We start from the raw sequence: 13,069 nt of genomic DNA, 5'->3' as shown, positions 1-13,069 counted from the left end.
TCAATGGATCGACTGCCGTGAAAGCTCTGCACCTCACCCACTTCACTGCGACGAGCTGTATCGGGCGTGGCCTCGGCCCAACGTTGCAGGCGTTGCGCGAGCAGCGCAGCGGCCTCGCGCCCTGCCGTTTCGAGCGCGCCGATCTCCTCACGTGGACCGGTGCTGTCGATGGTATCGACGACGAGCCCGTGCGCGCCGATCTGCGCGAATTCGACTGTCGCAATCACCGGCTCGCACAGCTTAGCCTCACGCAAGACGGGTTCGCCGACGCCGTCGCCGCGGCAAGTGCACGCTACGGCGCGACGCGCATCGGCGTATTCGTCGGCACGAGCACCTCGGGCATCCTCGAAACCGAACAAGCCTATCGCCGGCGCGATGCGCAGAGCGGGGCGTTGCCCGCGGACTTCCACTACGCGCAAACGCACAACTGCTACGCGCTCGCGGCGTTCGTGCGCGCCTACTGCGCGCTGCGGGGGCCCGCCGTTTCGATTTCGTCGGCGTGCTCGTCGGGCGCGAAGGTATTCGGCTCCGCGCGGCGCATGATCGAGGCGGGACTGATCGATGCGGCCGTCGTGGGTGGCGTCGATTCGCTCTGCCTGACGACGCTGTACGGCTTCAACTCGCTGGAGTTGCTCTCGCGCGAGCCGTGCCGGCCGTTCGACATCGGGCGCCGCGGCATCTCCATCGGCGAAGCGGCCGCCTTCGCTTTGCTCGAGCGACCGCAGCAAGCAAGCGGCGCCGCGCCCGATGCCCAGCGCGAGGCCATCATGCTGCTCGGCATCGGCGAGTCCAACGATGCGCACCACATGTCGAGCCCTCACCCCGAAGGACTCGGCGCGCGCCTGGCGATCGAAGCCGCGCTTGCCGGCGCCGGCCTGCGCGCATCCGACATCGACTACATCAATTTGCACGGGACGGCCACGCCGGGCAACGATGCGGCGGAGAGCCTCGCCGTCAACGCCGTGTTCGAGGGCACGCCGTGCAGCTCGACCAAGGGCGCGACGGGCCATACGCTCGGCGCCGCAGGCGCGCTCGAGGCGGTGATCTGCGCGCTCGCGCTGCGTCACCAGTTCATGCCTGCGGGCGTCGGCACCCAAACGCCCGATCCGGCGTTGAATCTCCAGTACGTTCTGGAAAGCCGCGACGCGCCGCTGCGCTCCGTTCTCAGCAACTCGTTCGGCTTCGGCGGCACCAACTGCAGCTTGGTGTTGGGCCGCGCGGACCTCGTCCATGAAAGGAGCGGCGCACGATGACGAATCTGCACGCCTATCTCGACGGCATCGGGCTCATCGGCCCGGGGCTCACCAATTGGCCGCACGCCGCGCAAGTCTTGACCGGCGCGGCCGAGTACGTGGGCGCGCCCGCCGTCGTTCCGCCGCCGGCCTCTTTGCCGGCGGCCGAGCGCCGCCGCACGAGCGTACCGGTCAAGCTGACGCTGGCGGTGGGCAGCGAAGCCGCGCAAGCGGCCGAACGCGATCCGGCGCAGCTGTGCAGCGTTTTTGCTTCGTCGGGCGGCGATGGTCAGAACTGCCACGCGATCTGCGAGATGCTGGCGGGAGACGATCGCTACATCTCGCCCACTCGTTTCCATAACTCGGTGCATAACGCGCCCGCGGGCTATTGGAGCATTGCCGTGCGCGCGATGCCCGCATCGAACGTGCTGTGCGCGCACGACGGCAGCTTCGCCGCCGGATTGCTCGAGAGCCTTTGCCAGGTCGCCGTCGATGCGCACGACGCGCTGCTGATCGCAGCCGATACCGAGTACCCGGACCCACTGTGCGCCGTGCGCCCCACCCGCGATGCGTTCGGCGTCGCCCTCGTGCTTGCGCCAAGCGCCGGCGCGCGCACGCTCGCCCGCATCGACGCGCAACTGACCGACGCGCCGGCCACGACGCTTGCATCGCCCCCGCTCGAGACGCTGCGCCTCGATAATCCGGCGGCGCGCGCGTTGCCGTTGCTCGAGGCAGTGGCCGCGCGACAGGCCGCGAGTGTCGTGCTCGATTATCTGGACGATCTGCGTGTGCGGATCGACATCACACCCATGAGCGCCTGCACGCAGCCTGCCCCGCTATGAACACGATGCCTTCGCTCGAACGTCCGCTCGAACCACCGCTCGACCACGCGTGGATTGCGGCGCATATCCCTCACAGCGATGCAATGTGTCTGCTCGACGAGGTCGTGCGCTGGGACGACGAAACCATCGAATGCAGCGCGACGACGCACCGCGACGCGCACAATCCGCTGCGCATGAACGACCGGCTGGGCGCCGTTTGCGGCGTGGAGTACGCGGCCCAAGCGATGGCCGTGCATGGCGCCGTGCTAGGCGCGGCGTCCGACCGCCCGCGAGCGGGCTTCCTCGCGAGCGTGCGCAGCGTGCAAACCTACGTGCAACGGCTCGATACGTTCGACGCACCGCTTGCCATCAGCGCCCAACGCATCGGCGGCGACGACAATACGGTCCTTTACCGCTTCACCGTGCGCTGCGGCGAATCCGTGCTGCTCGAAGGGCGCGCCGCGGTCATCCTCGACGCCGATACGCACGCGGCAGCCGCCACCCAAACCAACGACCGATAAAAGGAGAAGTCGATGAAGCATGCCCGTCGCTTGCTGGCCGCAGCGTTGATCTGCTCGGTGCTGACCCCTGCCGTTCATGCCAGTGTCAAGGAATCGGCACACGAAGCAAAGCAAGACATCAAGACCGCCGGCAAGAAAGTCGGGGAAGGAGCGCGTGAAGCGGCGCACGGCGTTGCGAGCACGGCGAAGGCTGCGGGCCACGCCATTGCGAGCGGTGCGCGCACGGGATACTACGCCACCAAACATGCGATTCGCCGGGCCGTGGGCAAGGACGATGCGCCGGAAGACCGCGCCGCTCGGGCCGGCGAATCGAAGTGATGCGGCGCGGCCGCCGTCAGTGAAACACGCCCACGGCGTCGACCAGGCGCGTCGCCTGCTGTCTCAAGCTCGCGAGGGCCGCCGTGCTTTGTTCGACGAGCGCCGCATTTTGTTGCGTGATGTTGTCTAGCTCGCTGACCGCGCGGTCTACCTGAGCGACGCCGGCGCTCTGTTCGCTCGTGGCCGAACTGATTTCGGCGATGAGATCGGACACGCGCTTGACCTGCGAGACGATGTCGTCCATCGTGCGGCCCGCGTCATCGACGAGCTTGGAGCCCGATTCGACTTTCTCCACGCTTGCATCGATGAGCGTCTTGATCTCTTTCGCCGCCAGTGCGCTGCGTTGCGCCAAGCTGCGCACTTCGCCCGCAACGACCGCGAACCCGCGGCCCTGCTCGCCGGCGCGCGCCGCCTCGACGGCCGCATTGAGCGCCAGAATGTTCGTCTGGAACGCGATGCCGTCGATCACGCCGATGATGTCGGCGATCTTGCGCGAGCTGTTCGTGATGTCGTTCATCGTGTGAACGACTTCCGACACCGCCTGCCCTCCCGCCGTAGCCGACTTGCTCGCCGTGCTCGACAGCTGGTTCGCCGCCGCCGCCGTCTCCGCATTGCTCTTCACGGTGGAGGTCATTTGTGTCATCGACGAGGCCGTTTGCTGCACGCTCGATGCCGCTTGCTCCGTGCGCGAACTCAGATCGACATTGCCTTGCGCGAACTCATTGATCGACTGTTGCACCTGGCGCACTTGCTCGCTCACGTCGTCGACGAGCCAGCGGAACATCAAGCCTAATTGATTGATCGTGCGCAGCGTCATGCCGATTTCGTCTACGCAGCCGAGCTCCGGCGCTTGGCGCCCTTGCCCCGAAGCCACGTCGAGCGCATGCCGCCGCAGACGCTCGAGCGGCCGCGCGAATTGCGCTTCGAGGTAGACCGACATGCAGCCCAGTGAGAGCGCAGCCAGCGCGGCGAATACGGCGAGCCCTGTCCCGCTTTGCCCGCCCGCCGCCGCGGCGCCGACGAGCACGGGCAGCAGCGCGATGGACGCGGTGCGGATACGCCACCGTGCGGACATCGTCTTGAGCGCGCTAGTCCAGCGCAACCATCCCGTGCGGACGAGAACGCCCTTATGCAGCGCTCGATTGCCTGCGCGGCCGTCGCGCATAGCGGCGTACAACGTTTGCGCCGCAGCGACTTCGTCGCGCGACGGTTTCGTGCGCACCGACATGTAGCCGACCGTACGGCCGCCGCGCGCGATGGGCGTTGCATTGGCCCGTACCCAATAGTGATCGCCGTTCTTGCGCCGATTTTTCACGATGGCCGTCCACGGTTCGCCGCCTTTGAGCGTCGCCCACATATCCGCGAACGCTTCTTGCGGCATGTCGGGATGGCGCACGATGTTGTGCGGCTCGCCTTCCAACTCATCCAATGCGAACCCGCTCGTTTCGACGAACGCGGCATTCGCATAGGTGATGCGGCTTTGCGTGTCGGTGGTGGACATCAGCGTCGCATCGTCAGGCAGCTCGTATTCGTGCTGTGTAACCGGCACGTTGTTGCGCATCAATGACAATCCTCAGGAAAATTGGAAGCGGGTGCGGCAAGCGGCGTGGCGTTTGGTCGCGCCGCCCGCGCGTTCAGCCATTTAACGGCGTGCCTACGGGGAACTTGAGGTTTAGGGTCAAAGGCGCCGCTTACTTGCGGGACGCAAAGCTAGGCAGGCCGCGATCTCCGCGGATGCGGCAAGTTGACGCAGACGCTATTCTGCGGGTTGGTTGCGCGCGCAACCGTCTGCCGCGGCCTGTGCGTCATTTCGGTAGACCGCATCGGCACGGGGCGCTTCTAAGATATGCAGAATGGGCAGTCGCGGCACTTCGAAACACGCGGCAACGGATTGCCCGAAGACGCGTGCGTGACTGCTTCCTTGCGCGAGTAGATCGGGCCGCGTTCGTGGCGGAACGCGCCCCCTGCAAAAGAACGCAGCAGGTGTCGTTCGACAGCCTGCTGCGCATCGGGTGGAACCGACTCGCTTGGGGCTACGCCACCGAGGCACTGCCTGCCTAGTCGGAGTGCTTCTCGGCCGAGTTGGTGATGGCGTGACCGCCCTTCGAGATGTCTTCGCCGGCGCCGGCAACGGTATTGCAGGCCGTCAGCAAGACGGTGCTCCCCAGTAAAACGAGTGCGATAAGTCGTGTCATGAGAACTCTCCCTTGGCAAGACGGGCCGTCAGGCACTGGCGTTAAGGCCCGCCCTGCGGCGTTGACGATCGGCCATCCCGGCGTTCGCGCGCGTCCCGAGCGCGGAACGCGTCGCATGCACCGTGCATAGTGGTGAGCAATCCACGTGCCTGCGTTCGTGCGCGAGGTTGCTCAAATACCTGAGGCAACGCTGGGCGTGCCGACGTAGTGATACCCGTCATGTGTGTCGCTATCCAATTCGCTGAGCGCTCCAACGCGAGCCAGTGTCTCCACTGTTACCGAACGACTGGAAACCAACGTCCACGAAGGTATGGGAGCAACTGCATCGCCGGAGATCTGCGCCTCGCGCAACGCCGCAAGCAAGCGCTCCCGATGTGGCGAGGCAATGAGGAAGCCTTCGTTGGCGACGGAGGCTCTGTCGATACCTAGGCGTGTGCAAAGCGCGCGCTTGCCGTTCACCTCGTATTCGGCACTGCGCTGGCTGCCTTGGATCGATTCCCGCGTGGATGCATCGAGCAGGACACCGCCGACAGCCGCAGGTGCCAACGGCTGCCATGCGTCGGGTGGACAGAGCTTATGTTCGGGCCGCAAGGGGATAAAAGGATTGACCTCCGCGGGATAGATGCGGCATACGAGAGGGCGGTCGTCATAAATTCCGCACCGCATGTCGCCGCGCAGATTGGGGCAAGCCCCCGTGAAGGACGCAGCAAGCGTCACCGCTACTCGGATCGGCAACGTGCCGCTGCCGGCGGCGAACGTCCGCTTTCGCTTGTAGGCGGCAAACGCGTTGGCCGGATCGGGCTCTACCGGCCACGGCGTTGCGTCGCACAGCACGTCCACCTGCCCGCCCCGCTCCAGCCACTTTTGAGCCTCGGCTAGCGTAACGGGCAGGCGCAAATCGTGGCAGCATTTGCCGCACATCGTGCAATGGAAAGCGATGGTGTCAGACAAGCGAAGCCCCTGGTTGGAAGACGCGGCTTTTCTCGGCCTTCCACACGGCATACGGCCGCAGTCGAGGCCTCGATTCAAAGCCCAGTCCCTTCGACACCGAGTCCTGCGCGTTGATCCAAACGCCTGATTCGGTCAGGCGACGCGCGACGGACCCAAGATTCGCGTTCAGCCCGGACGACGGAACCCGTTTTCTACCCAGCTCGCGGCGCTCGCCCGACTGAGCTTGAAGTTGACCGCCACTTGCACTTGCGCGAGCTGCTCGCCGAAGGCGTCGAAAGCGGTCAGCAACGCGTAGGGCTCATCCTCTTCCGGCACGATGTCGAGCGTGATGTCCAATTCGCCATCGCCGGTTGCGGCCGCGACGCTCACGCGCCGATGCAATTGCGCCCGCAACTGCTGCTCATGCCGGCGCAACACTTCGGACGCCGTTTTCACGAGCGTGTTGAACGCCGCGGTGTCGAGCGGCTTCGGATCCTTCTTGTTGCGGCCCATGGTCCAGGGACCGACCAGTGCGGGCTCGGGCTCGCCGTCCTTGATCATCTCGACGGCCCACCCGTCGTCGTCCTCGTTCTTGATCACGCGAGCGGTCCAGCCGCCGTCGCACCACAGCCGGTCCTCATGCACGGCTTCTGGCGTGTCGGCGGCTTGTTCGTCGGTGGGAAGATCGGTTGCGGAATCGGGCGGCGAATGGGGCGTGACGGTCATGGCAGGTTTGATGATTTCGGGCGAAGCATTATGCGCATTGCCCGCAATTCTACCCGCCCGATCGGCGGCACGCGCGGCGCTATGGCTAACGGACAAGACGCGGACGGCGCCGTTGCGTTATGACTGAGCGGCTGGCCGCGGCGTTTCCGCCAGACATTTCAACGCCGACAACACTTGAGCGAAATCGTCGGTGACCCTATCGGGCCGAAATCGTCCTTCGGTCGCCATCGGGAAATATGGGCCGCCCTGACCGGTGAGCACAGGCGATCCGTCGCGCCCGACCTTCGCGCGGCATTAGCGCTAGCAGCCCGTGCCCCGGGGCCTAGCGCCCGAACCGCAGTACCGTGCTGCTATTGGCGAGGATATGGTCCTTGATCGCCGCGTGCAACGCATCGCGCGTCAGACCGGCTGGGAGCGCGTCCGGCGCGAGGTCGAGCGCATAAATCTGGACGACATAGTGATGCGCGATATCGCCAGCGGGCGGACATGGTCCGCGATAAGCCGCCTGCCCGCTCACGTTGGGGCCGACGCGCACACCGGCGGGCAACGCACCGCCCGCGGCAAGCGATGTGGCGGAAGCGGGAATGCCGTATAGCACCCAGTGCGCCACGCCCAAGCCCTTCGCGCCATCGGGGTCGAACATCGTAATGGCGAAGCTGCGCGTTGCCGGGGGTGCATTGCGCCACTGCAAGGGCGGGGAGACATCGTCGCCGCCGCAATGGTTTTGGCTACCCGCATGCGTGAGCGCAAGCGTGCCGCCATCGGGCATGCCCGGCGAAGCGATTTCGAACGCGTCCGCGGCGTAGACTGCCGCGCCGTGCAGCAGCAACACGCATAGACTTGCGCCAAGCACACGTCGGATCGCATCGGTGGTGCCATTCATCGCGCTACTCCCTTGTCGAACGAAACGATTGCAGCAGACTACACCTGGGAACCGCATACCGTCGGCGAGCGTCTTCTCCGCTAGCAATCTTAGCCAATCGGGAATTCTTACGTAGTTCGCATGCGGCAGTTCGCGTGAGCGGCCAGTTTCACCCGGACAGACGTACCCGCAACATTGAGCGGAAGCACGTTGGCAGATGTTCTTAGGAAGGTGCTTTGCGCCAACTTCCTGCGCTCCGCCAAAGATGCATCGTCTCCCTCGCCCACTCACGCCTTCTTCACGAACTCCGATTTCAGGCTCATGGCGCCGAAACCATCGATTTTGCAATCGATGTCGTGGTCGCTGTCCACGAGGCGGATATTTTTTACCTTCGTTCCCATCTTGATCACGCCAGCCGCGCCTTTCGGTTTCAAATCCTTGATGATGGTGACGGTATCCCCGTCTTGCAGGACATTTCCGGCCGAATCGCGATAAACCCGTTCGCCCGTTTCGACCGGCATCGCGGCTTGGGCCGACCATTCATGCGCGCATTCCGGGCAAATGAGAATCGCGCCATCTTCGTAGGTGAACTCGGAATGGCATTGCGGGCAGGGCGGCAGTGTACTCATGTGTGGTCCTAGGCGCCCTGAGGGCAGGCTATGAAAGCGCGAAAGTATAGCGTGGCGAGTGTGGCGCTCCCACGGTTGCGACTGCGTGTCGATCACATCTCGATCAAATGCGAAAACCGATCGAAGTGCCTGTCGGCAGACATCCTCGCGACGAGGCCAGGATCACAGCCGCTGACGGAAAGCAGATATACGAGCCACCCTTTGGCCTGGATCAATGCGCCCTCAAGTGCTCTCGGTGCACACTTTGTTCGATCGCCAGAGCGACATGGCAGCTTTCGACAGCGACGGGAAACCGCATGGATAGACGCACCTTTGTTGCCGGCACGGCAGGCGCCTTGCTGCTAGCTGCGGGCGGCACGAAGCTTTGGATATCGTCGGTGGGATCGATGACCGCCTACGAGGACCAGGCCCGACGCTTGCGCGCGGCGCTGACGGCGCCGCCGCAGGTGCGCGATCTGGTCCGCTATGCAACGCTCGCCGCCAACGGCCACAATACCCAGCCTTGGCGGTTTCGTATCGACGACGGCCTGATCGATATCGTTCCGGATTTCTCGCGGCGCACGCCTGCTGTCGATCCGGACGACCACCATTTGTACGTGAGCTTGGGCTGCGCGGCGGAAAACCTCGCCATCGCAGCCTCGGCGACGGGATGGCGAGGCAACGCTCGCGTGAGCGGCACGGATGCACGCCATGCGTTCCCGAGCGCAACGATGAACTTGGCGCGGCTTCATGCCGCGATTCCGAGGCGGCAGTCGACCCGCGCCGAATACGATGGCCGTCCCGTTCCTGCCTCGCATCTCGCATTGCTAGAACACACGGCAGCCACGCCGGGCGTTCATGTGGCCCTGCTCACCGATCGCCGGCAACTCGCCAAAGTCAGGGATCTCGTCGTGGCCGCCAACACGATGCAAATGGCCGACCCCGCTTTCGCCCAGGAATTGGCGCAGTGGATTCGATTCAACCCACGCAGTGCCGTGATCTCGGGCGATGGGCTGTTCTCCGCGGCAAGTGGGAACCCTGTCCTGCCGGACGCGCTCGGCCGCTTCGCGTTCGACCGATTTTTCACCGCGCGAGCCGAAGGCGAGAAATATGCGCGCCACGTCGACTCGTCGGCAGGCATTGCGGTGTTCGTCGGGGAACGGGAAGATGCGTCGCACTGGATCAAGGTGGGCCAGGCGTGCCAGCGCTTCCTGCTGGCCTCGACGGCGCTCGGGATCGACGTTGCGTTCATCAATCAGCCGGTGGAAGTCGCTCGCTTTCGCAAAGAGATTGCAGCACTTGCGGGTGACGCCGGTCGACGTCCCGACCTAGTGGTGCGCTTCGGCTACGGGGCGAAGCTGCCGTTCTCCCTTCGACGCCCGCCTTCAGCGGTGCCCCGCTATCCATCACGATGAGCGTTGACAAGGCAGTAATTCCGTTGCCGATTGGTTTCATCGTTCGGGGATGCAATCCGACTGTAACGTTTGTACCGCAAAACGGCGCTTCCTATACGGCGGAATGGGTAACCGGACACGACGCGTGCTCAATCAAAGTTGCGCAGAGCAACGCTGCCCGAACAGCCAGTGATGTGCCTGAGACCGCCGTCCGAATCAGAAAATGGAAGCGTGGCTTTGACGAAGGTTCCTCGTTTTGTGACTGAACTGCGAGCGAGGCCGCCTGCCCCTTGGAGCTGACATTCGGCGCACCTACTCGGTCGCCAACCACTTCCGCAACGCCTCCCACGCCCTCAACTTCTCGGCATAAGGCACGGCCGCATAAGCCGGGCTGCTCGAGGGCAGCCTAACGAGATCGAGCGACGCGCGACTTTCAGCGAGTAGCTGCATCCCGATTTTTGCAGCCGTGCCGCCATTGAACGCCACGGCTGCGAGATTGGGTAACCCCGCCACCAGCGCGGCGAGATCGTTCGTCGCATGATCGCGAATCCGGCTATCGAGACTGCCTTCACGTCTGGCCTTCGCAATCACGTCCCACAGCCCCACGCGATGATCGAGCAAAGCTCGCAGCCGCGCCTCGTACGCCATGCCCGGCAGCGCCACACCGATCACATCCCCGATCAAATGCCAAAACCGGTTCTGCGGATGCGCGTAGTACTGGCTTTGCGCGAGCGATGCTTCGCCGGGCAGGCTGCCCAACAAGAGCACGCGGGTATGCTCGTCGACGACCGGTGGAAACGAACGTTTAAACGTCACGACGACGATGACGGCGGCCGCGCGACGCGCCGAGTCAGTGCCGCGCGCTCGGTCAGGCGGTTCGGCCCGCGTCCCACATTCGACGGCCGCGCAGGGCGCCCGCCACGGTCGTGCCGAAGTACGAACGAAGGGGCATCGCCCGAACCGGCGCCCGCGGGCTCTGCCAAGCGTGCCCACAGCGCCGGCAACATGCACTCGGTCACCATGAGCGGCGCACCATGCCGTACGAATACGGAACGCCGCGCGAACAACGCGTGCGGCGCGCGTCCCGCAATCTGGCGTCGCGCCAGCACCGCTAGCGGGTGCCGCGACGGGAGACGCGCACTGACCAACACCGAGCGCGCGACCGTGCTGTCGGCATAGAGCAACTCGGCGAGCGGCCGCGTGCGCAGCCGTCGCATCGCCTGCCACACGCTGCGGCTAGCGGCGAGCGGCGCAATACTGTGCGCCGCGACGAACGGCACGCCGTCCACCTCCAGCACCACTTCTCGCACCCAAACCCGAGTGCGCGGCGAAACACGCAATGCAGCGCACTCGTCGGGCCACGCGCAATCGACCGCCTCGCGCGTGACACGCACTCGCACCACCCCCAGCGTGCGCAGATGCGCGGTGAGCGAGCCGCCGCGCGTGAGCCAGTCCTTTTGATCGAACGTCAATACGGGACGTTGCGCCGCGCGCCAGGCGCGGCTCGCAGCATCGTACCGAAGACGCGCCGCTCGCATCACCGCGCGAGCAAGAGCGCGTTCGTGCGCTTGACGAAGCTGGCGGGATCTTCGAGCGCCCCGCCTTCGGCCAGCATCGCCTGATCGAACAGCAGATGGCACCAATCGTCGAACTGGCTCTGCTCCGGCGAAAGCGCTTTCACCAACGCGTGCTCGGGGTTGATTTCGAGGATCGGATGAAAATCGGGCGTTTTTTGTCCCGCCGCTTTCAGCATGCGCTGCAGGTAGCCCGTCATTTCACCCTCGTCGGCAACCAGGCACGACGGCGAATCGGTGAGCCGGAACGTGAGCCGCACGTCCTTGGCCTTGTCCTTGAGCACTTCCTTCATCTTATCGACGAGCGGCTTCATCGTCTCGCCGATGGCCTCGTGCGCCTTCTTCTCTTCGTCGTTGAACGCTTCGAGATCGAGATCGCCGCGTGCCACGCTCGCAAGCGGCTTGCCGTCGAACTCGGTGAAGTGAGCCAGCGCCCATTCGTCGACGCGGTCGGTGAGCAGCAGCACTTCGATGCCCTTCTGACGGAACACCTCCAGGTGCGGGCTGTTCTTGGCCGCTTGCCACGTATCAGCCGTGACGTAGTAGATTTTCGTCTGCTCGGGCTTCATGCGCGAGACGTAATCAGCCAGCGAGACCGTTTGCTCCGCGCTATCGGTGTGCGTCGACGCAAAGCGCACGAGCTTGCCGATGCGCTCGCGGTTGGCGAAGTCCTCGCCCAGCCCTTCCTTGAAGACCTGGCCGAACTCTTTCCAAAAGGTCGCGTACTTGGCTTTGCCTTCTTCCGTTTCGGCGCCCGCGAGTTCCTCCAGCATCGACAGCACGCGCTTGGTCACGCCCTCTCGGATCGCTTTGACGTCGCGGCTTTCCTGCAAGATTTCACGCGACACGTTCAGCGGCAAGTCCGCCGAATCGACGACGCCCTTCACGAAACGCAGATACGAAGGCAACAACTGTTCGGCGTCGTCCATGATGAAGACGCGCTTCACGTACAGCTTCAAGCCGCCGCGGTGCTCGCGGTTCCATAAATCGAACGGCGCGCGCGAAGGCACGTACAGCAATTGCGTGTACTCGCTGCGCCCTTCGACGCGGTTATGCGTCCACGCGAGCGGATCTTGCTCGTCGTGCGCCAGATGATGATAGAACTGCTTGTACTGCTCGTCTTCGACTTCGTTCTTCGGCCGCGTCCAGAGCGCACTCGCCTGGTTGACGGTTTCGTCTTCGTCCTTGACGACCATCTCGCCCTTCTCCGCGTCCCACTCCTCTTTCTTCATGAGAATCGGCAGGCCCACGTGATCGGAATACTTCCGAATGATCGACTGCAACCGGTACGCCGATAGCAGTTCGTCTTCATCGGGACGCAGATGCAGCGTGATGGTCGTGCCGCGCTGCGCGCGCTCGATCGTCTCGACCGAGAAGTCGCCCTCGCCCGCGCTGACCCAGCGCACGCCCTCGGAAGCGGGCAACCCGGCGCGGCGCGTCTCGACGGTAATCTTGTCGGCTACGATGAAGCCGGAGTAAAAGCCGACGCCGAATTGGCCGATCAGCGCCGCATCTTTTTGCTGGTCACCCGAAAGCTGCGAAAAAAACTCTTTCGTGCCCGAACGCGCGATCGTGCCCAGATGCGATACGGCTTCATCGCGGCTCATGCCGATGCCGTTATCGTCGATCGTGATCGTGCGCGCCGTTTTGTCGAAGGACACACGGATACGCAAGTTCGGATCGTTCTCGTACAGTTCACTCTTGGCGATCGCTTCGAAACGAAGCTTGTCGGCCGCATCCGATGCATTCGAGATCAGCTCGCGCAGGAAGATTTCCTTGTTGCTGTAGAGCGAATGAATCATCAATTGCAGAAGCTGTTTGACTTCTGCCTGAAAGCTCATGGTTTCTTGTGCCATGCTCTTCGGTTCCTCGTTGCGTTCGTAAATTC

14 protein-coding genes are annotated in these 13,069 nt (G+C 64.3%); 5 read left to right on the top strand and 9 right to left on the bottom strand.

Annotated features, from left to right (window positions below; translation table 11 throughout):
- Nucleotides 1-17 precede the first annotated feature (17 nt).
- The 4 genes from QQS38_RS23415 to QQS38_RS23400 are packed head-to-tail and all read left to right on the top strand — an operon-like array spanning nucleotide 18 to nucleotide 2,892.
- Nucleotides 18-1,253: a beta-ketoacyl-[acyl-carrier-protein] synthase family protein gene (locus QQS38_RS23415; RefSeq protein ID WP_479647729.1), complete on the top strand. Its 1,236-nt coding sequence runs from the start codon at nucleotides 18-20 to the stop codon at nucleotides 1,251-1,253.
- On the top strand, nucleotides 1,250-2,074 hold the full coding sequence (locus tag QQS38_RS23410; protein WP_479647728.1) for a beta-ketoacyl synthase chain length factor: 825 nt from the start codon (nucleotides 1,250-1,252) through the stop codon (nucleotides 2,072-2,074). Before QQS38_RS23415 ends, QQS38_RS23410 begins: the two co-directional genes overlap by 4 nt.
- Nucleotides 2,071-2,574: a hotdog family protein gene (locus QQS38_RS23405; RefSeq protein WP_479647727.1), complete on the top strand. Its 504-nt coding sequence runs from the start codon at nucleotides 2,071-2,073 to the stop codon at nucleotides 2,572-2,574. Before QQS38_RS23410 ends, QQS38_RS23405 begins: the two co-directional genes overlap by 4 nt.
- A 12-nt stretch (nucleotides 2,575-2,586) precedes the next feature.
- Complete coding sequence (locus QQS38_RS23400) at nucleotides 2,587-2,892, top strand: hypothetical protein (protein WP_479647726.1); 306 nt, start codon at nucleotides 2,587-2,589, stop codon at nucleotides 2,890-2,892.
- A 16-nt stretch (nucleotides 2,893-2,908) separates the two neighbouring features.
- On the opposite strand, the gene QQS38_RS23395 is transcribed toward QQS38_RS23400, so the two are convergent.
- From QQS38_RS23395 to QQS38_RS23370, 6 genes are all read right to left on the bottom strand, one after another.
- On the bottom strand, nucleotides 2,909-4,453 hold the full coding sequence (locus QQS38_RS23395; RefSeq protein WP_479647725.1) for a methyl-accepting chemotaxis protein: 1,545 nt from the start codon (nucleotides 4,451-4,453) through the stop codon (nucleotides 2,909-2,911).
- 496 nt (nucleotides 4,454-4,949) lie between these two features.
- Complete coding sequence (locus QQS38_RS23390; protein ID WP_277429892.1) at nucleotides 4,950-5,087, bottom strand: entericidin A/B family lipoprotein; 138 nt, start codon at nucleotides 5,085-5,087, stop codon at nucleotides 4,950-4,952.
- A 171-nt stretch (nucleotides 5,088-5,258) separates the two neighbouring features.
- On the bottom strand, nucleotides 5,259-6,116 hold the full coding sequence (locus QQS38_RS23385) for a YkgJ family cysteine cluster protein (RefSeq protein ID WP_479647724.1): 858 nt from the start codon (nucleotides 6,114-6,116) through the stop codon (nucleotides 5,259-5,261).
- An 87-nt stretch (nucleotides 6,117-6,203) separates the two neighbouring features.
- Complete coding sequence (locus tag QQS38_RS23380; RefSeq protein ID WP_479647723.1) at nucleotides 6,204-6,743, bottom strand: hypothetical protein; 540 nt, start codon at nucleotides 6,741-6,743, stop codon at nucleotides 6,204-6,206.
- A 322-nt stretch (nucleotides 6,744-7,065) separates the two neighbouring features.
- The gene (locus QQS38_RS23375; protein ID WP_479647722.1) at nucleotides 7,066-7,626 is read right to left on the bottom strand and encodes a YbhB/YbcL family Raf kinase inhibitor-like protein; all 561 of its coding nucleotides are present in this window, start codon (nucleotides 7,624-7,626) and stop codon (nucleotides 7,066-7,068) included.
- Nucleotides 7,627-7,892: 266 nt separating this feature from the next.
- A complete protein-coding gene (locus tag QQS38_RS23370; protein WP_479647754.1) occupies nucleotides 7,893-8,234 on the bottom strand; it encodes a zinc ribbon domain-containing protein YjdM in 342 nt (113 codons plus the stop codon).
- A 296-nt stretch (nucleotides 8,235-8,530) separates the two neighbouring features.
- Here QQS38_RS23370 and QQS38_RS23365 point away from each other — a divergent pair, with 296 nt between their 5' ends.
- The gene (locus QQS38_RS23365) at nucleotides 8,531-9,628 is read left to right on the top strand and encodes an Acg family FMN-binding oxidoreductase (RefSeq protein WP_479647721.1); all 1,098 of its coding nucleotides are present in this window, start codon (nucleotides 8,531-8,533) and stop codon (nucleotides 9,626-9,628) included.
- A 291-nt stretch (nucleotides 9,629-9,919) separates the two neighbouring features.
- On the opposite strand, the gene QQS38_RS23360 is transcribed toward QQS38_RS23365, so the two are convergent.
- From QQS38_RS23360 to htpG, 3 genes are read right to left on the bottom strand one after another with little or no spacing between them, the layout of a single operon-like run.
- Complete coding sequence (locus tag QQS38_RS23360; RefSeq protein ID WP_479647720.1) at nucleotides 9,920-10,423, bottom strand: DNA-deoxyinosine glycosylase; 504 nt, start codon at nucleotides 10,421-10,423, stop codon at nucleotides 9,920-9,922.
- Complete coding sequence (locus tag QQS38_RS23355; RefSeq protein WP_479647719.1) at nucleotides 10,420-11,145, bottom strand: chorismate--pyruvate lyase family protein; 726 nt, start codon at nucleotides 11,143-11,145, stop codon at nucleotides 10,420-10,422. The genes QQS38_RS23360 and QQS38_RS23355 overlap by 4 nt, the downstream gene beginning before the upstream one ends.
- A complete protein-coding gene (gene htpG, locus QQS38_RS23350; protein ID WP_479647718.1) occupies nucleotides 11,145-13,037 on the bottom strand; it encodes a molecular chaperone HtpG in 1,893 nt (630 codons plus the stop codon). Before htpG ends, QQS38_RS23355 begins: the two co-directional genes overlap by 1 nt.
- Nucleotides 13,038-13,069: the final 32 nt, after the last annotated feature.

Source organism: Trinickia sp. Z7 (assembly GCF_056498045.1).
Note: the sequence above shows the minus strand (reverse complement) of the source record. Positions and strands in the feature narration are given on the sequence as shown.